Annotated in this window: 3 protein-coding genes; all 3 read right to left on the bottom strand. The window is 69.9% G+C overall.

The window, feature by feature from the left end; translation table 11 throughout:
- Positions 1-440: IS3 family transposase (locus ACQRCA_RS08400; RefSeq protein ID WP_427719886.1), on the bottom strand; the 440-nt coding region annotated here is incomplete at its 3' end.
- Positions 441-523: 83 nt separating this feature from the next.
- Positions 524-811 carry a transposase gene (locus ACQRCA_RS08395; RefSeq protein WP_427719885.1) on the bottom strand — a complete coding sequence of 96 codons (288 nt, stop codon included), beginning with the start codon at positions 809-811 and terminating at the stop codon, positions 524-526.
- 187 nt (positions 812-998) lie between these two features.
- Positions 999-1,390: IS110 family transposase (locus tag ACQRCA_RS08390; RefSeq protein ID WP_427719884.1), on the bottom strand; the 392-nt coding region annotated here is incomplete at its 5' end.

Genomic DNA, 1,390 nt, shown 5'->3' with positions numbered 1-1,390 from the left:
AAGGAGAGCGTCGCGAACGCCGACTTGACCAGCCGGGCGTCCTTCCTGGGCCCGGCGGAGTGGCCGACGATCTCCCTGTTGTAGAGGTCGACGAGCAGGCAGACGTAGTTCCACGAGGCCCCGACGCGCACGTAGGTCAGGTCGCTGCATATATGGGTGCGCGGCGCCCTGCCGCCGAAGCCGCGCGCGACGACGTTGGGCACGTCGGCCTCGTTGACCGCCCCGGGGTGCACCTTGAACCTCTTCCTGCCGTATGCGCTGACCAGGCCGTTCTCCCTCATGATGCGGCAGACCCGGCGCCGGCTGACGGTGACGCCCGACCTCTCGAGCGACGCCTTTATCTTGCGCGAGCCGTACCGGCCCTTGCTGGCGGCGTGGGCCGCGACCACGGCCGGCGCGGCGGGGTCCGGCGCGGCGGGCCGGTCGGCCCGCGAGCGCATGGAGTAGTACGTCGACCTTGCGACGCCGAGGAGCCTGCACTGCGCTGATATGGGGTAGCGGCCCTCGTTGGCCGCTATGGCCCTCACTTTCGAGCGTATATCAGCGCCGCTTGTTTTAAGACGTCGACCTCCATCCGGAGCCTGCGGTTCTCGCGCTCGAGCTCCAGGATCCGGTTCTGCTCGGGCGTGCGGTTGTCCGCGGCGCGCGGCGAGCCGGTCGCGTTTATCGACTTGACCCGCCTCTCCACGGTGCTCTTGCCGAGGTCGTACTCGTCCATGATCTCGCGCTTGGGCTTGCCGGCGTTGTAGAGGTCGACTATCTGCCTCTTGAACTCGTCGGTGAAATGCCTCGGGTGCCTGGGGTCCCTCATATACGGCCCTCCCGTCTCCTGCGCCCCTCCCGGAACTGTCCACATCAGTGTAGCCAATCCACGCCGGACCACCCGCTGATGACGGGCGAGCGGGGCGGGATGGAGGAGGTGCCCCCGGAGGACTGGGAGATACCGTTCTAGGCAGCGGGCGGGCCGGCCGCGACGGCGCCGGCCCGCCCGGAGGCGGTCAGCATGAGGGTGTCGAAATTCGACAGACGTATTTGTCGATTTTTACTTGACGGAACACAATCGCCGAGGTGCGCGCCTTCACCGCCCCGGAGCGCGCCGCGAGCATGCAGCGCACCCCGTCGACCCACCCGTCCTGGCTCTTGGGGGTCCCGAGCCTCGAGCCGGACATCGCCGCGCGGGCGGCCCTCTCCGCGTCCGCCTCGTCGCACTTGCCCTGCCCCGGGCGCCTCCTCTGCATCCTCGCCGGGGAGAGCGCCTCGCGCACGGGCATCCCCAGCGACGCGAGGTGCCTGGTGAGGCCCGCCCCGTAGGACGACGTCCCCTCCATCGCGACGCAGGCCGGCTCCCCGGCCGCCGCGATCGCCCCGGCGAGCGCCTCGTAGCCCGCCT

The organism is Collinsella sp. SGI.095 (genome assembly GCF_050314535.1).
GTDB lineage: Bacteria > Actinomycetota > Coriobacteriia > Coriobacteriales > Coriobacteriaceae > Collinsella.
Note: the sequence above shows the minus strand (reverse complement) of the source record. Positions and strands in the feature narration are given on the sequence as shown.